Genomic DNA, 19,664 nt, shown 5'->3' on the forward strand with positions numbered 1-19,664 from the left:
GGTCACCGGGCCACCGAAACGGACCGCGAGGAATGCCCCCTGTCATACGGGGTTGGCCTGCACGTAAAGACGTGCGAATTGACGGGCGTACCCTGGTGTACGCCGAAGAAACGAAGTCGTAGGGAGCCGGACGTGTCCGCTGTCGCACCCGACGGACGCAAGATGCTGCGCCTGGAGGTCCGGAACAGCCAGACCCCCATCGAGCGCAAGCCCGAGTGGATCAAGACCCGGGCGAAGATGGGCCCCGAGTACAACCACCTGCAGGGCCTGGTCAAGAAGGAGGGCCTGCACACGGTCTGCCAGGAGGCGGGCTGTCCCAACATCTACGAATGCTGGGAGGACCGCGAGGCGACCTTCCTCATCGGTGGTGACCAGTGCACCCGCCGCTGCGACTTCTGCCAGATCGACACCGGCAAGCCGCAGGAACTGGACCGTGACGAGCCGCGCCGGGTGGCCGAATCCGTCCAGACCATGGGACTGAAGTACGCAACGATCACCGGCGTCGCGCGCGACGACCTGGACGACGGCGGCGCCTGGCTGTACGCGGAGACCGTGCGCCAGATCCACGCCGCGATGCCCGACACCGGCGTCGAACTGCTCATCCCCGACTTCAACGCGGTCCCCGAGCAGCTCGCCGAGGTCTTCTCCTCGCGCCCCGAGGTGCTCGCGCACAACGTCGAGACGGTGCCGCGGATCTTCAAGCGCATCCGCCCCGGCTTCCGTTACGAGCGGTCGCTGGAGGTCATCACCAAGGCCCGCGAGGCCGGCCTGGTCACCAAGTCCAACCTGATCCTGGGCATGGGCGAGGAGCGCGAGGAGATCAGCCAGGCGCTCCAGGACCTGCACGACGCGGGCTGCGAACTGATCACGATCACGCAGTACCTGCGCCCGTCGGTGCGGCACCACCCCATCGAGCGCTGGGTCAAGCCCGCCGAGTTCGTGGAGCTGAAGGAAGAGGCCGAGGAGATCGGTTACGCCGGCGTCATGTCCGGTCCGCTGGTCCGCTCCTCCTACCGCGCCGGCCGGCTGTACCAGCAGGCGATCGAGCGCCGTCAGGTCCAGGAGTCGGCGCAGGCCGTCTGAGCCGCACAGGGCCGTTCCGCCCCGCACAGGGCCGTACGACCCATGGACCGGAATGTGAAACGTGGCACAGAGTGTCATGACGCGGCCCGCACCTCCCCAGGCTGGGGCGGTGCGGGCCGCGTCAACGTTTCATCGGTGTTTGACCCGCGGGTCATCAGTTGGTAACACCGATCTGTAACGATGGCTTCACAGAACGCGTCCACCATTCCTCCAGAAGGGGAACCCGTCATGCAGGCCGCGCCCGCTCGCGCCACCGCCGCTCTCCCCATCCCGTCGGTCACCGATGCCCTGCGCGCGGTGGAGTCCGTACTGATGCGCGCAGGCCAGCGCACCGCCCGCCGGAACGCGTGGACATCGGTGCTGGAGGACCGCCGCCGCGCCAGGGACCGGCACGAGGCCCAGCACGTACTGGAGGCCGCGGCGACCGAGGGCCCGAACGCCACGTAAACTGCGCCCCATGGCGAGGAAGGCAAAAGCAGACAGCGCTGAGGGCGCTGCGAACCCCGGGCGACTGAAGCAGATCGCCCAGACCTACAAGATGACCCGTCGGGTCGACCCCAAGGTCGGTCTTGTCGTCGCCGGCGTGGGCATCGTCGTTTTCGGCGTTCTCCTCGTCCTCGGCTTCCTGATCGGCCACCCCGTCTACCTGGGCATCCTGGGATTCGTGCTGGCCTTCCTCGCGATGGCGATCATCTTCGGCCGCCGTGCCGAACGAGCCGCCTTCGGTCAGATGGAAGGCCAGCCCGGCGCGGCGGCGGCCGTACTGGACAACGTGGGCCGCGGCTGGACCGTCACCCCGGCGGTGGCGATGAACCGCCAGCAGGACGTCGTGCACCGCGCCGTCGGCAAGGCGGGCATCGTCCTCGTCGGCGAGGGCAACCCGAACCGCGTACGCGGCCTGCTGGCCGCCGAGAAGAAGCGGATGGCCCGGATCGTCGGCGACGCCCCGGTCCATGACTTCGTGGTCGGCGACGGCGAGGGCCAGGTCCCGCTCAAGAAGATCCGTACGACGCTCCTGAAGCTCCCGCGCACCCTGCCCGGCGCCCAGGTCACGGCCACCAACGACCGCCTGCGCGCACTCGGCGACCTCATGAGCAACATGCCGGTCCCGAAGGGTCCGATGCCCAAGAGCGGCATGCGGATGCCGAAGGGCGGCGGCGGCAAGATGCGCTGAACCGCACCCGCGGTACAGCACGACGCGGCGCCCGGCGCCCGTCACCGGAACGGCCGAGGGGCCCGGGACCTTGTGGTCCCGGGCCCCTCGGGGGTTTTGGAAGGCTGGGGGGTGACCGGTGTGTCCGTACGCCCCGCGCCACCCCGCCCTGTCCCCCGTACGGCCCTTGCAGCCGTCCGTACGTACGCCTCAGATCCGGACCTGTACGGCGCGGGCCAGCCGGTCGTGGAGGCCGCGGCCGTCGCGGTCCCAGATCACCGCCGGGATGACCACCGCCAGCAGCACCGTCCGCAGCACCACGCGCAGCAGGGGCAGCCGTCCGCCGCCCTCGGCGACCACCCGCAGGCCCACCAGCCGCTTGCCCGGCGTGAAGCCCACCGTGCCGACCGTCAGCACACTGAGCACCACGAAGACGGCCAGCGCCCAGTTGCTCGTCGACTCGGCCCGGCCGTGGCTGAGCAGCCCGTACGCGACGAGCGAGCACAGGGCCCAGTCGATGAAGAGGGCGGCGAAGCGCCGGCCGGGACGCGCGATCGAGCCCGGCCCCTCCTCGGGCAGCCCGAGCTGCTGTCCGCGGTAGCCGAACTCGACACCCATGTCCTCGGCTGCCGCGCGAGGCCCGGAGATCCACGATCCGATTGCTTGCCTGTTGTCCACCCGTCCACGGTACTGCGACCGCATACGTTCGCCCGCTCGCGGGGCGCCGCGGAGAGCGCCCGAGGGGCGCACCGGGGACACCGTGCGACGCCCCTGCCACACGGCGCGACGGTACGGTCCCGTCCCGTCCCCTCCCTGCCCCTTCCCACGGCGCTCAGCAGCTCCCAGCCGGTCCCCCAAGCCTCCGGAATGATCAATTCCGCCGACCCATCCCCCGCACATCACCTCCCCGAACGGGCCGCGCGGCGGTTAACCTCGGCGAAACAAATGGGTCATGCTTGGGAAATCCCGCCTGCCTATGGTCGGGCAAGCGCGCCACCGCACATGACGCGCTCCGAGTAGCAATCCCGCGTCCGCCGACCGCCGGTGACCGGGCTAGGAGGAGTTGGATGTTCCAGAACGCCGATGAGGCCAAGAAGTTCATCGCGGACGAAGACGTCAAGTTCGTCGACGTCCGGTTCTGCGACCTGCCCGGTGTGATGCAGCACTTCACGGTTCCGGCGGAGGCGTTCGACCCGACCGAGGAGCTCGCCTTCGACGGCTCCTCGATCCGCGGCTTCCAGGCCATCCACGAGTCCGACATGGCTCTGCGCGCCGACCTCTCCACCGCCCGTGTGGACCCGTTCCGCCGCGACAAGACCGTCAACATCAACTTCTTCATCCACGACCCGATCACCGGCGAGCAGTACAGCCGTGACCCGCGCAACGTGGCGAAGAAGGCCGAGGCATACCTCGCCTCCACCGGCATCGCCGACACCGCGTTCTTCGGTCCGGAGGCGGAGTTCTACGTCTTCGACAACGTCCGCTTCGAGACGTCGGCGAACCAGTCCTTCTACCACATCGACTCCGAGGCCGGCGCCTGGAACACCGGCTCCGAGGTCAACAACCGCGGTTACAAGGTCCGCTACAAGGGCGGCTACTTCCCGGCTCCCCCGGTCGACCACTTCGCCGACCTGCGCGCCGAGATCTCCCTGGAGCTCGACGCGGCCGGCCTGAAGGTCGAGCGCCAGCACCACGAGGTCGGCACGGCCGGCCAAGCGGAGATCAACTACAAGTTCAACACGCTCCTCGCCGCCGCCGACGACCTGATGCTCTTCAAGTACATCGTGAAGAACGTCGCCTGGCGCAACGGCAAGACCGCCACCTTCATGCCCAAGCCGATCTTCGGCGACAACGGCTCCGGCATGCACGTCCACCAGTCCCTGTGGACCGGCGGCGAGCCCCTCTTCTACGACGAGCAGGGCTACGCGGGCCTCTCGGACACCGCCCGCTACTACATCGGCGGCATCCTCAAGCACGCCCCGTCGCTCCTCGCCTTCACCAACCCGACGGTGAACTCCTACCACCGCCTGGTCCCCGGCTTCGAGGCCCCGGTCAACCTGGTCTACTCGCAGCGCAACCGCTCCGCCGCGATGCGCATCCCGATCACGGGCTCCAACCCGAAGGCCAAGCGCGTCGAGTTCCGCGCCCCGGACCCGTCCTCGAACCCGTACCTCGCCTTCTCCGCCCTCCTCCTCGCGGGCCTGGACGGCGTCAAGAACAAGATCGAGCCCGCCGAGCCGATCGACAAGGACCTCTACGAACTCGCCCCCGAGGAGCACGCGGGCGTCCCCCAGGTCCCCACCAGCCTCCCGGCCGTCCTCGACGCCCTGGAAGCCGACAACGAGTACCTCCAGCAGGGCGGCGTCTTCACCTCCGACCTCATCGAAACCTGGATCGACTACAAGCGCACCAACGAAATCGCCCCGATCCAGCTCCGGCCGCACCCGCACGAGTTCGAGCTTTACTTCGACATCTAAGAAGCGGGGTCGGGTGACCTTGACAGGAGCCTCGCGAACCTAGTTTGACCTGCGGAAACACGTCTCAGCGTTTCTTGTTGGTTCTGCTGGGTTTCCGGGGCCTTGTGCACCGAGTGTGCACCGGCCAGCGAGTTGCCTGACTTGGCGTCAGAAATTGCGGTGAGGGCTGCTGCTCCAAGTTCGGGGCGGCGGCCCTCGCTGTTTCGTTGGGTCCTCCGCCTCGCCCGAGACCTACGTATTGGGTGGCTGTGGGTTCCTGAGATAGCCCCCGGGCCACCTGATGAAGGTGCAAGAGTGTTGAAATGGATGCTGGAGTGGCTGCCCTTCTCGGTGCGGCGGTGGGAGGTCTCCTCGGTGCGGGTGGGACCATCGGCGCGGCTGCACTGTCGGGACGAACTCAAGGGCGCAGCCAGCACTCACAGTGGCGACGCCAGGGGCGGCGCGAGGTCTACAGCCGATTCCTTGAGGCCATCACCGCGCACCAAGAGGCACTTGGGTGCCTCTCTTCTATGGCATATGCCGCGATTCGGGGAGATCACTCCCCGGAGGAACTCGAAGTGGCCTGGAAGAAGGCATCAGCTCTACTTCCCACAGTACGAACCGCTGGCCCAATCGTCATGATCGAAGGGCCGCGCAGCGTCGCTGATCTCGCCGAAGACATCGTGAACCTTGCAACCACGGCGACCAGCAACGCCCAGTCATACTCCCTCATCCACGCCCGGCAGGCGTACGACGACTCGACATTGGGGCAACGCTCCCGGAACGTGACCGAGGCAGTCTCAGAGCTCAAACAGAAACTCTCGGCGTTCGCCGAGTTGGCGCGGAATGCGCTGGATGCCCCAGATGGCATCCATTAATGACGCGCGGCTCCTCCTATGCGACTCCGCGCGAGGTGATTCCGCCTCGTAAACGGCGCCATTCCGCCAAGTCTTCCGCCACTCGCACTCAAGGGCTTCGGCTCCCTCGCATCCGGGCCAAGCGTCGATGGCGACCCCCTGGGCTGACTAGCATCAGGCCGTACGTGAGGGGGTCAACGACAGGGCTCGTCGGGCGTAGTCGAGTGCGGCGGGGATGTGGCGGACTGCGTCCACTATGGCTTCGCGGCCGGTGTCGCGGTCGTGGCGCTCGGCGAGGCTACAGCGGACTCGGCCGCACTGGATCTGGTCCGTAGTGGGGCCCGGGCGGTTTTGGGAGGCGATCTCGTGCGTGAGGGGTGCACCTATGTACCCAGGTCAGCATCGGGTCCATGCCTTCGGAGGCAGCACCGCATCAGGTATTGCGGCGGAAGTATCCACCGCGCCGTTGCGTTGGCCTGCCGGCTGTTGCGCGCCCGGCTCAACGTCCTCGCCGAAGGCGATTCGGTCCCCGACCGCACGTCTCACGCAAGTTCGCCGTGATCAGCAGGTAGGGCCTCCCGGCGTGCCTGGATCTTGCGGTACACCTGTTCCAGAGGCTCACTAAAGCCCACGTGGTGGAACGTAGCTCCGTTTACCTCTTCGGTCTCGATGCGCCGAAATGGAAGCAGTTCCTCGATGGTCGGTGGCTCATCCTCGAAGTAAGCCCTGAACTTACCCAGCCGATCAAAGCCAGGTGCTTCGCCTCGGGCCAGCTGGGATACGACATCACCGAGATCGATAGCGGGCGCGTCATCGCTCCAGGTCTCCGTGTAGCCGCCTTGGGGGAAGTCCCGTTCTGTGCAGCCACTCGGAAAGTCCTGCACAGCACGGAGCACGACGTTTTCCACTGTCCGCGCAGCCTCCATGTTCGGCACCTTGTGCTGCTCAATCAGCATGCCGCCGTGTGCCGTGTGGGAGGCGATCCTGTCGTGTCGGACCTCGGTGCTCGTGAAGCCGACCTTGTATGCACGGAATGCAGGGAAGTGCATCAGGTAGACGATGTGCATGGCATCGGGGTCAGCGGCTTCAGCGCAGTTGAGGCAAGGGGCGACACCGCTCTTGAGTTCGGAGATCGAGATACTGCGCTTGTACCCACAGACTTCGCAGTGGGCGGCGACTCGTTGACCGAGCCGGGCGTACCCGTCGTGCTCACGCACCAGCCCATGCTGCCTGAAGAAGTCGTTCTGCCAGGGCCCCATGGGCCGCGAGTGGCAGTACATACATCGGCTGCGACCTGCAGCTTCAGGGTTGCTAAGGCTCCACGATGCGCTCCATCGGGAGATGGTTGCGCACACAGCGCACTCGACGTCCACGAGTGACCAGACATCTTCCATCTGTCGGGCGAGATCTGGTGCGGCGAGTATTTCGCCATCAGCTCCTCGCGCCAGAAAGTTGTCACCGATCACGATCTGGGCAACCTGCTCCAGTGTGATGTCCCAGCGTGACGGCTCTGCCGCGAGTCCGCGCTCGTACATCTGACGACTGACGCACCAGTAGCAGTATCGACTGTCTCTGTTACGGATTTCGGCATAACTGACCTCATCGGGCCGTTCGCACTCGAGGCACACACACAGACGCATGTGCTTCGGAGACACGTAGGGCCCGCGAGGATCCCAACCGGTGTGCCGGTAGCGCTTGTCGATGCACACAACACACCTTCCGGGCTTCCCATTACGGTTGGCGTTGTCCCGCACCGTGCATTCAGGGCACTTTCGCTCCGCCGCCATGTGACCCCTCCCACGTTGTCGCTACGCTCGGGAGCGTAGCGGCGAGCACTGACAGCCGAGGCGGACGCCCGACGCTAGCTCCAGCCATCCAGGGAGACTTCCGCTCCGCCGACCAGGTAGCGACGCAGGGCGCTGGCGGTGGTGTCGACGAACGCTTCGGGAATAGCGTCGGTGCCGACCCACCGGACCTGGGCGTGCTTCCGGGGCTCGCGATTCTCGGGCTCGCCGGACCATTCATGGGCGGCGAAGACGACGGTGAGGAAGCCGTTAGGGGCCTCGACACCCCAGGCGCCGTGGATGATGTGGGCGACCTTCAGGGACTCCGGCTTCACCGTCAGGCCCGTCTCCTCGTAGAGCTCGCGGACGGCGGTCTCTGTGATGGGCTCGCCGGGTTCGCTCTTGCCTACGGGGAGGTCCCACATGCCCTGGGCGAACTTGGCGTTCTGGCTGCGTTGGAGGAGGACGACGCGGTTGGTGGCCTTGTCGTGGACGATGACGGCCGCGACGAGGAGGGTCATGGAGTCGAGGGCGGGCTTGAGGGCTTGGGGGCGGTCGTCGGTGTTCGGCTGAGCCACGGTGATCCCTTCGTCGGCCGGGTTGATCGGCATAGTAGGTCAGTTAGGTCAGGGCTTCGCGGGCCCGGCGGGCGAGGTCGGCGGCTCCGGGCACCTTGCGGCGTTGGTAGATCGCGAGCGTCGATCTGATGGAGGAGATCGCTTTGCGGGTGCGGTCGGACGTCATGCCGTTCATGAGCGTGAGGGCTTGGGTCCAGGCAGCGACGGCTTCGTCGGCGCGGGCCTGGGCGGCGAGGCTGTCGCCGAGGTCCGCGTAGGTGAGGGCGTGGACGCGCTTGTATTTGATCGGGTCCCAGCGGGTGAGGGCGGCTCGGTGCTGGAGTTCGGTGCCGGGATGGTCGGTGAGGTCGGTGAGGGTGCGGGCGGTGTGACTGGCGACGGTGCCGGCAGCCGGGCCGCTGACCAGGGAGAAGCTGGGCTGCGGTCTGTCGTCGCGGAGGAGGGCGTCTTCGGCGGCGAGTAGAGCGCGGGCCGCGGGGGCCTTGTCGCCGACGGCGGCGTAGGCGCGGGCGTGGGTGATGTGGAGGAGGGCTTCGGTCTGGCCGTCGACGTGGCCGAGGCCGCGGGCGAGGGCTCCTTCGACGAGGTCGACGCAGTGGTGGGGCTGTTTGAGGCTGAGGGCTTGGTGGGCGAGGGCGCGCATCATCCAGGCGGCGTGGCCATGGGGGTCGGCTTCGCAGGCGAGCTGGTAGCCGACCTGGTAGTAGCGCTGGGCTGCGCCTTCCTGTCCGAGGTCGTGGTGTTTCCAGCCGGTTGTCGCCGCAGATGCCGTGTCCCCCGCGGGTGTGTCGCTTTACGTGGGACCGGAGCCCCGAGGCGCCAACACGCCACGCAGGATCACAGTGTCTCATTCCTTCACTGGCGCGTGACTAAGGTCACACTGTTCGGCGACAGGGTCAGCAGCTCGATGTCCACTGGCTGATTCGGTGGTCCGTCACGCTGACAGGCTTCGAACTATACGGCGGCAGGTGCACTCGGCGTGGAGCGGACTCCGAAGGCCGAGTGCCGGGCTACTCGTCCTCGTCGTCGATCGGTTCAGTGATCCACTCCGGAGGTACGAGGGCCTGGTTGTTGCTGTAGCGCCAGCGTTCGACGACGTGGTCACGGAAGAGCGGGTCGGCCAGGTCGGCGTGCTCGACGACGATGACCTGGAGCGCGCCGTCGAGTGCCTGGACGGTGTCGTTGATGGTCCGGTAGATGTTCAGCAGGTGGCTGAGGTCGGTCCCCTGGGGTGTGGGCTCGCCGGTGTAGTCGGGCGGGAAGTACACCTGGGACGGCTGGTCGAGGATCAGCGTCCGCGGGACAGGTCCGCGGTGCTCGCTGAACCACTCGTGCAGGCTCAGCAGCGTGGCGACGTGGTAACCCAGGTGGTTCTCGGCGCTGCCCATGTCGGCGAGCCGGACGGGACCGTCGGCCGTGTCGGCGACGACAGTCAGCCGGTTGACGTCGAGGCGGATGGGCGCGTCCGAGTGATCGAGCTCCAGTGAGGCAGCCTTGGTGCGGATGTTCTGGCTGATCAGGGACAGGTAACTGGTGAGACGGTCGCCCTGGGTGTCGTCGCTCAGGAGCTCTTCCAACTCGGCGATCTGCCGCTGGAGGTCGTCGCGGCGGTCCTCGACCTGCGGGGCACTCACATGCTGGGCGGTGGTGTCGAGGTAAAGGCTGATACGGCCTCGCACATGGGCGGCCCGCTGCGTCTGGTCCGGCTCCTGCTGCAGCGCGCGCAGCCCGGCGCTGATCTCGTTGATCTCGTCCTGGCTGCGGGAGAGCGCCGCGCGCAGCTGCTGCAGCTGCTCCTCCTCCAGGGCCACCTGGCGTTGCAGGGCGGGTGTGTCGCTGCCGATCACCTGCAGATCGCCGTCGAGGCGTTCGAGGTCGTGCATGATCGTCGCCACCGTGGTGTTGGCCGAGGCGATCGGGCTCTCGCACACCGGGCACTGTGTGGCCTGGGAGGTGTCCGGAGACAGCCGCATCAAACCGAGAGACGCGAGACGTCGGCGCTGCTCCCTTGCCTCTCCCGCGAAGTCGTCATTCTCCTCAACCGCGCGCTTGAGGTCGGCGATGCGGGCTCGAGACTGCCCGACGGCGCGGCGCAGCTGAGTACGCCGGCCGATGGCGGCGGCCAACGGGTCGCCGTCGTTGTCCGGTCGGGGCTCCAGCTCCAGCCGGATGCTGCCCTCCAGGGCGAACCGCAGAAGGCCAAGGATCTCCTCGGCCGTCGGCTCGCTGTCGCGGTGCGGCAGAAGCCCTGCCTCGACCGCCTCGGTGAGCAGCGCTCGGGCCTGGCCCGACGCTGGGCCGAGGTCGCGGGCCTGGGCGAGTTTGGCTTCAAGGTCGGAAAGGTCCCGGCGCAGGAGCCGCAGCCGGTTGCGCAGCGCTGCCTGTTCGGGGTCGACGGCGCCAAGGAAGTACGGGATCACACCCCGGATGGTGTTCGGCCGCCACTCCTCACCTTGGGAGTGGAACAGCAGGTCGGGGTTGGCGACCTCGTTCTGGGCCTGGAAGCAGAAGTAGAGCGCGTGGCGGATCGACGGAGCGATGGTCTGGGCACGGGCGACCGCGGGCACCTTGACGGTGCGGTCGATGCCGCAGAAGTCGCTGAGGATGTCCTTGGCGGTGTCCAAGGGCGTCGCGAAGGTCAGCTCTTCCAGCGGGGGAGGCGGGGTGTCCGGGGCCTGGGACAGGACACACAGCACGGTGCTCACGGCGTTCCCCGGCTCCGGGGCGCGCCGGGCGACGAAGAGCTGCTGGTCGGGCTTCGCCAGGGTGACGGCGTAGGCACCCACGTACTTGCGGACCTTGCCTGCCTTGACGGGGTAGTCGGAGCTGGCCAGGCAGTAGTCGATGATCGTCAGCAGCGCGCTCTTTCCGCGCCGGGAGTCACCCGTGACGATGTTCAGGGCGCCGGTGCGGAACGGGACCGTGCGGACCTGTCCGGGCTGCTTGCCGTAGACGGTGACCGCTTGGATCTGAAAGGTCACGCTTGGACTCCCAGGAGCGTCAGGACGGTGCTGATGCTGCCGGTGCTGGGCAGCCAGCGCCCGAGTTGGTGGGCGGCTTTTGGATCGCGGTGTTCTGTTCGGGGCTGTCCGTGAGGGCCGTCACGGCCCGTGGCTTCACCGTTAGCTCAGAGCCCTGAAGCCTGAGCACATCGCTCTGAAGGGCGAAGAGCAGGCCTGGTCGCACGACGGCGGCGAGGGCGGCGGCGTTGAGACCCATGGCCACGCGCACGGCCTCGTTCTCATCGAGCCAGTTCATCAGCCCGGTGCGGATGGTGGCGGGCAGTGCCGTCCGGATGGACGGCTGGAGGGCCATGACCGCTGCGGTCACTGCGACTGGAAGCGGGCAGGCGGAACGGTACTGCTTCTCGTAGCCCTGCACAGCCCGAACGCACACGAGTGCTGTGAAGGCCGGGTTGAACAGGGCGCGCTCCTCGCGGCTGAGGTCACGCTCGGCCATCAGCGGCTCCAGCCGGCTCCAGCAGAGCCGCCAGCCGGGCGCTGAAGTCCGGATGCCACCCGACCCGCAGCTCGTCCGCGAGCATCTGGTACGACCCCTTGACGACGAACACCTCTTCACAACCGGTGCGGATACGAAGCCGGGCCTCCCGGTCGACCCACCTGTAGATCAGCTTGGCCTCACGCTTCATCTCTTCCTCGGTGGCTTCATCACCGAGGTCTTCACGCATCTCGGCGAAGCGCGACTGCCATTCCTCCATGAGCCTGCGCTCATACGCTCCGATCTCGCCGGCACGCAGCAGGTTCTCGTTCGCCCAGCGGGAGCGCTGAGCGAAAGCCCTCACCCAGTCCCGAACCGCATAGCCGATCCGCTCCGCGCCCACGTCGATCAGCCGGAGCTGATGCACGAACACCTTGTCGGCGGCATCGGCAGCGGCCGGGGCAGCAGCCGTGAGCGCGGCGATATCAGGGTCGACCGGCAGATTGTGCTCACCGATCTGATTGCGTAGATCGTTGAACAGCTCGTCGAACTCGGCGCCGGTCACCGGGGCTGATCCCGGGACGCTCATCTGGACGGACGCCCGCTCGAAGAACCACCCCTCAAGACGCTGAAGGAAGGACTCGGCGAACCGGCGCTCGACGGCCAGGCTTGCGTAGCCGAGCAGGTTCTCCCTGATGGAGTCCATCCCCGGCGCGTCACCGATGACCTCGATCCGGCTGATGAGCTCGGCTCGGCGTTGCGCCCCGAGCGCGTCGAACGCCTCGAAGGCCTTGGCCAACGTCGTACTCTTCGAGGACTGCCGCGCCTGGACGAGGAGGGCCTCGGCAGCCTGCTCGTCACGGTGCCCGCTGGCCTTGGGCTGCAGGAGGAACCCCGCACTGTCGTCCGGCAGCTCTGCGGTGGTAATCAGGTAGAGGTTTGTCTCGGCAAGATCGATGTGCCCCTCGGTGGCGGCGTGTGACCAGACCCTGATCGTCTTCCACAGGTCCGACGACAGGTCCGTCAGTCTCACGTTGTCTGCCCGCTTCTTGAGCTGGGTCAGCTCGGTCTGCGACCCGATGAGGGCCTGGACATCGTCCGTTGCCTCAATCGCCACACTCCACTCGATCCCGCCCCTGGAGAGCTCCACACAGCGCTGGAGCGCCACGCGGAGCTGGTAGAGGTATCCGAGCGCTGACGCCGAAGCTTCGAAGGGATTCCCCGGGCTGGTCATGCACCCACCGCCTCCCTCTAGTGACCGAGTGCAGCGATCATTTCATGGCCGCGCCGCAGGTAAAACACGGACTGCCAAACTTTCCGAGCCGTTACAAGTGCTGGCCAGCTGCCCGTAGTAGCCGCGCTGACCGTTGCGGCAGCCCGCGAATCAGCGTGAGGCGGGTGACTTGAGCATGTACATCTTGATGACGCTGGCGCAGGTACGGAGCGGCTCCTACGGAGCGAGGGCGTCGGCCATGGCTTGGGCGAGCTCGTCGATCGTCCGCACCACGCACCTGGGCGGCGTGATTCAGATCCGAGGCTCGGCGTCGCGGTCGTGAACGGCATCCGCCTGGCAGGGTGAGGGCGGAGCCCGCCCGGTGCGGCCTACTCGTAGGCCCAGGCCCGGCCGGTCTGGCGATACTCCTCCACCGGGATCGGGTCGACGCCGGTCCTCATGCGGGCGGTGTACAGCAGGCCGTCGAGATGGTCGATCTCGTGGTGGATGAGGCGGGCGAGACCGCGCTCGTACACGGTGGTGACGGTCTCGCCGGTCAGGGCCATGGTCTCGACGGTGATCTTCAGGGGGCGGGGGACGAGGCCGCGGACGTCGAAGAAGCTCAGGCAGCCCTCGTACTGCTCGTCCAGCTCTGCGGAGCGGTCGGTGATCCGCGGGTTGAGCAGGATCACGGCGGGTGCGTCGCCGGGCGGCTGGACGACGGCGGCGGTGCGGCCGATGCCGATCTGCGGGGCGGCGATGCCCATGCCCTTGGCGAAGGGGTGGACCTGGCCGATCCGTTCCATCGCGGCGAACAGTTCGTCGGTGATGCGCTCGGCGTCGTCGCGCTCGGCGGGCAGGGTGAAGGCGCGGGCCGGTTCGGCCAGGATGCCGGCGCCGTGCTGGACGACTCCGAGGTCTCGCATCTGCTGGCTGGGCCGCACGTCAATCACCTGAAGTCCCCTTGTTCCGTGTTGTGTTCGGGCCGGGCCCGGAACCTCCACTCAAGACGGTACCGAGCGTGGAGGGCGGGCGTGGTCGTGATCCAGGTGAATTGCCTCAGTTCACCGTCGTCGCTGCGGACGGGCGGGGTCCGCAGGGGTGAGGCTTCGGCGGTCATGGAGGTCTCGGTGCCCCACACGACGGGGCCGAGGGCGGCGGGGAAGGCGAGCTGGACTTCGAGTTGTTCGGTGGGCAGGCGGACGGCCCGCTGGAACCAATTGCCCCATTTATCGTCGCCGACGGTGTAGGCGTACTCGATCCAAACGGATTCGCCGGGGTAGAGCGGGAAGCGGCCGTGTTCGTTGTCGAACAGCAGCCAGACTTCCTTGAAGGCGTCGCGATCGTGTTTGGCCTGCCAGCGCATCGTCTCGCCGCGGCAGGTGGCGGTGAGGTCGAGTTCGTCCCAGGTCAGCGGGTGGACTCGGTAGTGGGCGTTGGACTGCTCGGGGTCGCCGGGGTAGCGGTCGACGGAGATGCGGATCAGGTAGCGGGTCACCGGTTCGTCGCCGGTGTTTCGCAGCCGCCGCCTCATGGTGAGGCGGTAGGAGTGGCCGTCGTACTGGAGGCGGGCGGCGTCGTGTTCGACGACGAGGGCGGACCCGGTGGCGTACGGCTGCTCGTGCCTGCGCTGGGCCGGTGGGGCCGTGGGTTGGCGCCGGGACCTCGTCCGGGCCTGCTCGTAGTCGCACCAGCGCCGCCAGATCGCCTTCCCAGCGTTCAGGTGCTCGTCGGCGAGCCGGGCGAACTCCTCGGTGGGCTTGTGGCGGCCGGACTCGACGTGGCTGACGTACGACGGGTCAAAGCCCATGGCCAGCGCTAATGCCCGCTTGGACATGCCGCGTACTTCCCGCCAGCGCGCCACCTCGGCCGCGAAGTCCTCGGCCGCCTGCTCGACGGTGATCTCCTCGCTGTGCGCGTCCATCGAAGCCCCGCTCCGCGTCACTTGGTGAGCATGAATGAACCGTGAGTGATCCAAGTTCATCATCCCGTCACGACGTCCGTCGCCGTTTTCCTTCCCTCAGCGGCCCGGATCGACCCTCCGGGCAGATAAGGGAGGCGACGCAACCATGCGCGTGCTGTACCTGCTCAACATCTCCAACCCCGACCGGTTGTCGGCGGATTCGGGGTGGATCTTCGCGGACCTGTTGGCTCCGTCCCTGGCGGACGCCGGGGCCGAGGTGACGGTTGCTGCCCCGGCCGCGGCCGGCGATGCCCGCTGCGGTTTCCACCAGACGAAGGCGCCCGGGACGAAGTACCGGGCCCGGTTCTCGGCGGACATCGACGAGTTGGTGGCCCTGATCGGTGCGGAGAAGCCGGATGTGGTGGTGGCCAACCAGATCGAGGAGGCCCCGGCCGTTCGCACGGCTCTGCTGGAGGCCGGGTCGGATGCGCTGCTGGCCGGGTACTGCCACTACCTGCCGTTCTCGTTCGCGGGCGGCGGGCAGATGCTGCTCGACCCGTCGCTGGATGACGCGGGGCTCGGGCGGCCGGTGCTGCTGGCGTTCGCCGCGGGCCTGGCCGCGTGCGACCGGGTGATGGTCCACTCCTCCACAGCCGCCTCCTGGGTGTCGGCCGCCGCCACCCGGATGACGGTGGACCTGGGCGAGAAGCTGCGGGTGGTGCCCGCGCCGCGTGACGAGCGTCTGGTCCGCGACCCCTCCACGGTCCGGCCCACGACCGGTACGGCAATCGGTGTCTACAACCACCGGCTGTACGCGCACTACGGCACCGAGCAGTTCGTGGACCTGGCCCGCGGGCTCAGCGCCTCCGGCACCGTGCGGCTGCGGGTCATGGACCTGTTCGGCCAGCGCCGGGCCGAGCGCAAGGGCCTGGACGACAGCCCCGAGAAGATGCGCGAGAAGCTCGCCGCGCTGCCGCACGTCCAGGTCGTCTCCGACCGTGGCGACCGCGTCCGCTACAAGAACCTGCTGGCCGGCGCCCGCTTCGGTATCGCCCCGTTCCGGCCCGGCTGCCCGTGGTCGATGAGCGTCATCGACTGCCAGGGCATGGGCCTGCCGGTCATCTCGCCGAAGCTGGGCTGGCTCGCCGAACACATCGACCCCGAGCTGTGCTTCACCACCCCGGACGAAGCCATCGCCCTGGCCGAACGGCTCGCCACGGACGACGAGTTCCACGCCGTCCACGCCAAGCGGGCACACACCTCCACCACCGACTTCACCCCCACCCTGGTCGCCGCCCGCTACCTGGAGGCGATCTCGTGACCGGCTTCGACGCCGTCTTCCTCTCCTACGACGAGCCGATGGCCAACTCCCTGCACTCCCGGCTCCAGCGGACGCTCGGCGGCACGGTCAAGCGCCTGCACGGGGTGCACGGGATGCGCCGGGCCTACCGGCTGTGCGCCGAGGTCGTCGAGCGCGAGCAGTTCTTCCTCGCCGACGGGGACTTCGCCATCGACACCGACTTCGATGTGGCCATCGTCGAGCCTCTGGACGAGGGCGTCTCCATGCGGGTGTGGCGGGCGGTCAACCCGGTCAACGGCCTGACCTACGGCTACGGCGGCCTGAAGCTGATCCGCCGCAGTGCTCTGCGGGAGATGGGCGACGCCGTGGACGTACTGGCCGCCCTGCCCGGCCGGATCGAATTCGCCGAGCACACCGCCGGGATCACGCGGTTCAACCAGAGCCCCTTCCACGCCTGGAAGGCCGGTTTCCGCGAGTGCGCGATGTTCGCCCGCGGCAGCGAGTACGGCATGGCCGACGACGACGCCCACCAGCGCGTCGATGCCTGGATGCTCAGCCGCAGTGGCGAGTTCGCCGCCTACGCCGCCGCCGGGGCCACCGAGGGCGTCGATTTCGCCCGCCGGGCCGCGCGTGACCCGCAGCAGTTCGACCACCTTAACGACCCCACCTGGCTGCGGGAGAGGTTCACCGCCGCCCACGGGGACCAGGCGGTGTCCGGATGACGGGCCCGCTCGTACTCATCGAGCCCTACGCGAACCGCCAGGGCGGGCACCACCAGCACGCGCTGACGGCCCTCGCCGGGGCGAGGCCCGGCAGCCTCGTCATCGCCACGCCCGGGATCGCCTCCGAGTCGGTACGTGCCCTGCACGAGGCGGACGCCCGGCTGGTGACGGCTCCGGCCGGAGCGGTCGCGACCGCGCTGGGGGCCGTCTCCCGGCTGGCGGCCGGGCTCTCCACGGCCGGACAGCGTGTGTTCGGCTCGCGCCGCTGGCCCCGCCGACTGCGGAGGGTCCCGCACCAGATCACCCTCATCGCCCGCTGCCTGGCCGAGGCGTCCGCCCTGCGGTCCGCCCGCCGGCTGGAGTCCGGCGCCGACGCGGTAGTGATCCTGACCGCGAGCGAGGCCCTGCACGGAGCTTCCGCTCTCCTGGGCGGGCAGCCGCACCTGCGGTTCGTCCACGAGGCGGTCACGACCGAGGACGCCGTCGTACGGCTTCTGGGCCGCCTCGCCCGCCGGGGCGAGCAACAGGTGATCGCCGTATACCCGACCCAGGCCGTCGGCGATCAGTTCGCTGCGGCCTTCGCCGACCTGCCCGCGGTAGTGGGTGCCTTCGCGGTCGACGACGGCCGCCGCCTGAGTGACGCAGAACGTGAGGGAGGCCGGGCCGCGTTCGACATCCCCGCCTCCGAGGCGGTGGTTTGCATGGTCGGCGGCTGGTGGCCCTACAAGGACATCGCCGTCGTCGATGCCGCCCTGGACCGGCTCAAGGAGCCCTTGCACCTGGTCGTCACCGGCAGCCCGCTCGACGAGGCCGTCCTTGAGCGGTGGAGGTCCCTGCCCGGCCTGCGGGTGCATACCGTGCCCGGCCCGGTCAGCGAGACGGTGCTGCGGCTGGTGTACGCCGCCGCGGACGCCGCCCTCGTCAGTCGCTGCCCGGGGACCGGCAAGGAATCCGGGCTCGTCATGGATGCCGCCCGCCTCGGTGTCCCCCTGGTCGTCTCCGAACACGACGGCGCCCTCACCACCCGCCTGGACGGCCAGTCCTGGGCCCTGACGTTCCCCGCCGGCGACCCGAACGCCCTCGCAGATGCCCTGCACACCGTCATCCGCCAGCCGCCCGACTACCCCGGGCTCGAGGCCCCGGGCCTGCTCGGGATGCGGTCGGCCTCCGAGCAGGCCGACTTCCTCACCCACACCTTCGCCCCCTTGCGCACGAAGGAGTCCTGAATGCTGAGCACGCTTCCCGCGCTGATCGCCGTCGTCGGCCCCGTCGAGCCGCCGCTGCTGGCCGCCTGGGCCCGCCACTACCGGCTGCTGGGCATCGAGCGGTTTCTGATCGCCTTCCACTTCCCCGACCACGTCCCCGACGCCCAGCGGCACGACCTCCAGGCGGCCTGCCGCGAGCTGGGCATCATCCCCACCGGCACCAGTACCGGACCGTGGCACGAGCACACCAACACCCAGCTCCGCGACGCCCTGCGGCACCGGGCCGGTCCCGGCTGGCACGTGCTGGCCGACGCTGATGAATTCCAGCAGTACCCCGCCCCTTTGAGCGAGGTGATCGCCCAGGCCGAGAAGTCCGGAAAACCTGTGGTGGGCGGTCTGATGCTCGACCGCGTCGCCGCCAGCGGACGCCTGACCGGCTGGAGGCCCGAAGACGGCCTCGATCTCGCCTATCCCCTCGGCGGCCACCTCACCCACCGGCTCCTGCACGGCGACCCGAGAAAGATCGTCCTCGCCCGCCACGACGTCACCGTCTCCTCCGGCAACCACCGCTCTCCGGGCCACCGGCCGGACGCCGACCGCATCTGTGCGGTTCACCATTTCAAGTGGCGCTCGGGCGTCCTGGACGACCTGCGCCGCAGGGTCCAGCACTTCGCCTCCGGCACCTGGCAGGAAAACACTCCGGCCGTCCGCGACGAGGCCGGACGCCTGCTGGCCCACGTCGGCCGACACGGCGGCGTGATCAACACCAGCGATCCGCGGTTCGCGTTCCGCCGGGTGAGTCTGGACCGGATGCCCTTCAGCTGGCCCTCCGAGGCCCGCAACATCTTCACCACCTGGCGTCCCCATGCCCACAGCGGCCAGGATTGACGTACGACGCTCTCACGCGCGGACAGCATGTCGCGGAAGGATGACCACGTGCCCCTCGCCGTACTCCTGGCCGGCCTCACCGGCTCCGGGAAGACCACCGTCGCCCAGGCCCTGGCCGCCCGCGGCTACCTCCGGCTGTCCGTGGACGAGGAGGTCCACCGCCTGCATGGCCGGTACGGCGTGGACTACCCCGAGCACACCTACTTCGAGCGTGAACGGCCCGTGGTCGAAGCGATCCGGGACCGGTTCAGCAAGGAGCTCGAGGCCGGGAACGACGTCGTCCTGGACCACGGCCTGTGGCGCCGTGCCGAGCGCGACGTCTGGCGGCAGGCCGCCCGCGAAGCGGGCGGCCTGCCCGTTGTGGTCTACCTGCCCGCCGACCGCGACGAGCTGTTGCGGCGCCTGTCCGAGCGCAACGCACGCCAGGACGCCAACGCGCTGACCGTCACACCCGAGGCCCTGGACGACTTCTTCGCCCGCTTCGATCCCCCCACCGCCGACGAGGACGTGATCATCTACACCGGCGACCTGGACGTGCTGGTGACGGCACTCACCGAGGCCCGAGGGCGGTAGGCCGCCGGGCCTCGGTCTGGGCAGCGGTTCAGCTACACGACCCGTACGGCGCCATGCCGGGACGGGCGGCGGGCAGGCGGCTGACGTTGCCACCTGCGGCGACCTGTTCCCTCAGCCGCTCGATCTCCTCGTGCTGGGCGGCCAGCCGGGAGATCGCGAGGGTCTTGAAAGCCGTGAGTCCGGCGAGATCTGCGTCTCGTTCGGTGAGCCGTTCCTTCAGCTCGGCGACCTGGGCCTTCAACCGCTCGATCTGGGATGTCCTGGCATCCGTGACGATCCCGGCAGCCTGGGCGTCCTTCACCCGCCGTTCGAACTCCTCGGCGAGGTGCTGGTAGGGGCCTGGGCGATCTCCCTTCGGATAGAAGCCGGTGCGGGTCACTCCGGCCTCGGCCGCCAGGGTCTTGAGATCACACCCGCCGCCCGGCGGGATCGCTCCGGCCAGCAGCCGGTCCATCGCCGCCCGGATCGCCTCTTCGTTCCGGGCGCGGGTCTCCGCCGTCAGACGTCCCAT

General features: G+C 68.5%; 19 protein-coding genes and 1 pseudogene. 10 read left to right on the top strand and 10 right to left on the bottom strand.

The features are described from left to right. The first annotated feature begins 132 nt into the window (after positions 1-132). From lipA to ACEXOX_RS15090, 3 genes are all read left to right on the top strand, one after another. On the top strand, positions 133-1,083 hold the full coding sequence (gene lipA, locus ACEXOX_RS15080) for a lipoyl synthase (protein WP_030022011.1): 951 nt from the start codon (positions 133-135) through the stop codon (positions 1,081-1,083). Positions 1,084-1,311: 228 nt separating this feature from the next. Beyond that, the gene (locus ACEXOX_RS15085) at positions 1,312-1,530 is read left to right on the top strand and encodes a hypothetical protein (protein ID WP_030022010.1); all 219 of its coding nucleotides are present in this window, start codon (positions 1,312-1,314) and stop codon (positions 1,528-1,530) included. A gap of 10 nt (positions 1,531-1,540) precedes the next feature. Next, positions 1,541-2,257: a DUF4191 domain-containing protein gene (locus ACEXOX_RS15090; protein ID WP_406521132.1), complete on the top strand. Its 717-nt coding sequence runs from the start codon at positions 1,541-1,543 to the stop codon at positions 2,255-2,257. Positions 2,258-2,446: 189 nt separating this feature from the next. Here the strand turns inward: ACEXOX_RS15090 and ACEXOX_RS15095 are convergent, their stop codons facing one another. Continuing rightward, positions 2,447-2,914 carry an RDD family protein gene (locus tag ACEXOX_RS15095; protein WP_033038675.1) on the bottom strand — a complete coding sequence of 156 codons (468 nt, stop codon included), beginning with the start codon at positions 2,912-2,914 and terminating at the stop codon, positions 2,447-2,449. A 389-nt stretch (positions 2,915-3,303) separates the two neighbouring features. Here ACEXOX_RS15095 and glnA point away from each other — a divergent pair, with 389 nt between their 5' ends. Both glnA and ACEXOX_RS15105 read left to right on the top strand, forming a co-directional pair. After that, positions 3,304-4,713, top strand: coding sequence for a type I glutamate--ammonia ligase (gene glnA, locus ACEXOX_RS15100; protein ID WP_406521133.1), 1,410 nt, complete (start codon positions 3,304-3,306; stop codon positions 4,711-4,713). 557 nt (positions 4,714-5,270) lie between these two features. Next, positions 5,271-5,570, top strand: a complete 300-nt coding sequence (locus ACEXOX_RS15105) for a hypothetical protein (protein WP_406521134.1) — start codon at positions 5,271-5,273, stop codon at positions 5,568-5,570. Between the two features lie 521 nt (positions 5,571-6,091). On the opposite strand, the gene ACEXOX_RS15110 is transcribed toward ACEXOX_RS15105, so the two are convergent. From ACEXOX_RS15110 to ACEXOX_RS15145, 8 genes and pseudogenes are all read right to left on the bottom strand, one after another. Continuing rightward, complete coding sequence (locus ACEXOX_RS15110) at positions 6,092-7,084, bottom strand: hypothetical protein (RefSeq protein ID WP_406521136.1); 993 nt, start codon at positions 7,082-7,084, stop codon at positions 6,092-6,094. 326 nt (positions 7,085-7,410) lie between these two features. Next, positions 7,411-7,944, bottom strand: coding sequence for an NUDIX domain-containing protein (locus ACEXOX_RS15115; protein WP_406521138.1), 534 nt, complete (start codon positions 7,942-7,944; stop codon positions 7,411-7,413). 10 nt (positions 7,945-7,954) lie between these two features. Further along, positions 7,955-8,674: pseudogene (locus ACEXOX_RS15120) on the bottom strand (tetratricopeptide repeat protein); the annotation flags it as partial. Positions 8,675-8,921: 247 nt separating this feature from the next. After that, on the bottom strand, positions 8,922-10,892 hold the full coding sequence (locus ACEXOX_RS15125) for a DUF3732 domain-containing protein (RefSeq protein WP_406521140.1): 1,971 nt from the start codon (positions 10,890-10,892) through the stop codon (positions 8,922-8,924). A 19-nt stretch (positions 10,893-10,911) separates the two neighbouring features. Next, complete coding sequence (locus tag ACEXOX_RS15130; protein ID WP_406521141.1) at positions 10,912-11,370, bottom strand: three component ABC system middle component; 459 nt, start codon at positions 11,368-11,370, stop codon at positions 10,912-10,914. Further along, entirely contained in the window at positions 11,357-12,583 is a 1,227-nt protein-coding gene (locus tag ACEXOX_RS15135) for an ABC-three component system protein (protein WP_406521143.1), read from the bottom strand. The genes ACEXOX_RS15130 and ACEXOX_RS15135 overlap by 14 nt, the downstream gene beginning before the upstream one ends. A gap of 368 nt (positions 12,584-12,951) precedes the next feature. Then, positions 12,952-13,515 carry a peptide deformylase gene (locus tag ACEXOX_RS15140; protein ID WP_406521145.1) on the bottom strand — a complete coding sequence of 188 codons (564 nt, stop codon included), beginning with the start codon at positions 13,513-13,515 and terminating at the stop codon, positions 12,952-12,954. Next, complete coding sequence (locus ACEXOX_RS15145; protein ID WP_406521146.1) at positions 13,512-14,486, bottom strand: multiprotein-bridging factor 1 family protein; 975 nt, start codon at positions 14,484-14,486, stop codon at positions 13,512-13,514. The genes ACEXOX_RS15140 and ACEXOX_RS15145 overlap by 4 nt, the downstream gene beginning before the upstream one ends. 145 nt (positions 14,487-14,631) lie before the next feature. Between ACEXOX_RS15145 and ACEXOX_RS15150 the strand changes: the two genes are divergently transcribed. Genes ACEXOX_RS15150 through ACEXOX_RS15170 form a run of 5 tightly spaced genes read left to right on the top strand, consistent with a single transcriptional unit; the run spans position 14,632 to position 19,153 of the window. Then, entirely contained in the window at positions 14,632-15,786 is a 1,155-nt protein-coding gene (locus ACEXOX_RS15150; protein ID WP_406521148.1) for a glycosyltransferase family 1 protein, read from the top strand. Further along, positions 15,783-16,487 (top strand): hypothetical protein, encoded by a 705-nt coding sequence (locus ACEXOX_RS15155; RefSeq protein WP_406521149.1) that lies wholly within the window; start codon positions 15,783-15,785, stop codon positions 16,485-16,487. The genes ACEXOX_RS15150 and ACEXOX_RS15155 overlap by 4 nt, the downstream gene beginning before the upstream one ends. Further along, complete coding sequence (locus tag ACEXOX_RS15160) at positions 16,484-17,713, top strand: glycosyltransferase (protein ID WP_406521151.1); 1,230 nt, start codon at positions 16,484-16,486, stop codon at positions 17,711-17,713. The genes ACEXOX_RS15155 and ACEXOX_RS15160 overlap by 4 nt, the downstream gene beginning before the upstream one ends. Further along, positions 17,714-18,580, top strand: coding sequence for a glycosyltransferase family 2 protein (locus tag ACEXOX_RS15165; RefSeq protein ID WP_406521153.1), 867 nt, complete (start codon positions 17,714-17,716; stop codon positions 18,578-18,580). Between the two features lie 48 nt (positions 18,581-18,628). Next, positions 18,629-19,153: an AAA family ATPase gene (locus ACEXOX_RS15170; protein ID WP_406521154.1), complete on the top strand. Its 525-nt coding sequence runs from the start codon at positions 18,629-18,631 to the stop codon at positions 19,151-19,153. Between the two features lie 28 nt (positions 19,154-19,181). On the opposite strand, the gene ACEXOX_RS15175 is transcribed toward ACEXOX_RS15170, so the two are convergent. Next, positions 19,182-19,664 carry a hypothetical protein gene (locus ACEXOX_RS15175; protein WP_406521156.1) on the bottom strand — a complete coding sequence of 161 codons (483 nt, stop codon included), beginning with the start codon at positions 19,662-19,664 and terminating at the stop codon, positions 19,182-19,184.

Source organism: Streptomyces sp. Ac-502 (assembly GCF_045222935.1).
Taxonomy (GTDB): Bacteria; Actinomycetota; Actinomycetes; order Streptomycetales; family Streptomycetaceae; genus Streptomyces; species Streptomyces monomycini.

Excerpts from the sequence above, each read along its gene's own strand:
- ACEXOX_RS15085 (WP_030022010.1), top strand. The coding sequence starts at position 1,312 with ATGCAGGCCGCGCCCGCTCGCGCCACCGCCGCTCTCCCCATCCCGTCG.
- ACEXOX_RS15090 (WP_406521132.1), top strand. The coding sequence starts at position 1,541 with ATGGCGAGGAAGGCAAAAGCAGACAGCGCTGAGGGCGCTGCGAACCCC.
- glnA (WP_406521133.1), top strand. The coding sequence starts at position 3,304 with ATGTTCCAGAACGCCGATGAGGCCAAGAAGTTCATCGCGGACGAAGAC.
- ACEXOX_RS15110 (WP_406521136.1), bottom strand. The coding sequence starts at position 7,084 with ATGTACGAGCGCGGACTCGCGGCAGAGCCGTCACGCTGGGACATCACA.
- ACEXOX_RS15115 (WP_406521138.1), bottom strand. The coding sequence starts at position 7,944 with ATGCCGATCAACCCGGCCGACGAAGGGATCACCGTGGCTCAGCCGAAC.
- ACEXOX_RS15130 (WP_406521141.1), bottom strand. The coding sequence starts at position 11,370 with ATGGCCGAGCGTGACCTCAGCCGCGAGGAGCGCGCCCTGTTCAACCCG.
- ACEXOX_RS15135 (WP_406521143.1), bottom strand. The coding sequence starts at position 12,583 with ATGACCAGCCCGGGGAATCCCTTCGAAGCTTCGGCGTCAGCGCTCGGA.
- ACEXOX_RS15145 (WP_406521146.1), bottom strand. The coding sequence starts at position 14,486 with ATGGACGCGCACAGCGAGGAGATCACCGTCGAGCAGGCGGCCGAGGAC.
- ACEXOX_RS15150 (WP_406521148.1), top strand. The coding sequence starts at position 14,632 with ATGCGCGTGCTGTACCTGCTCAACATCTCCAACCCCGACCGGTTGTCG.
- ACEXOX_RS15160 (WP_406521151.1), top strand. The coding sequence starts at position 16,484 with ATGACGGGCCCGCTCGTACTCATCGAGCCCTACGCGAACCGCCAGGGC.
- ACEXOX_RS15165 (WP_406521153.1), top strand. The coding sequence starts at position 17,714 with ATGCTGAGCACGCTTCCCGCGCTGATCGCCGTCGTCGGCCCCGTCGAG.
- ACEXOX_RS15175 (WP_406521156.1), bottom strand. The coding sequence starts at position 19,664 with ATGGGACGTCTGACGGCGGAGACCCGCGCCCGGAACGAAGAGGCGATC.